Raw genomic sequence first — 212 nt, 5'->3', positions numbered from 1 at the left:
TTGTAGCGATAGGGCTTCTGGGCGCCGATTTCCTCTCCCATGAAAAACATCGGAGTCCCAGGTGACAGCAGCGTCATCGCCGCTGCGAACCTCGATCTCGCCTCCGCCCATGCCCGGGTCTCGCCGACAACAGGCGCGAAATTGACCGCAATAACCGCGGTTCGTGCCGATCCTTCACGATTGCCGCAATCGTCATGCGACTGGTTGTAGAC

At 59.4% G+C, this 212-nt stretch carries 1 protein-coding gene; it reads right to left on the bottom strand.

Annotated features, from left to right (window positions below; all coding sequences use genetic code 11):
* Positions 1–212 (bottom strand): hypothetical protein (locus tag AF337_RS44755; RefSeq protein WP_152971293.1); only part of this gene is annotated, 212 nt, incomplete at both ends.

Source organism: Rhizobium ecuadorense (genome assembly GCF_001187535.1).
Taxonomy (GTDB): Bacteria; Pseudomonadota; Alphaproteobacteria; order Rhizobiales; family Rhizobiaceae; genus Rhizobium; species Rhizobium ecuadorense.
Note: the sequence above shows the minus strand (reverse complement) of the source record. Positions and strands in the feature narration are given on the sequence as shown.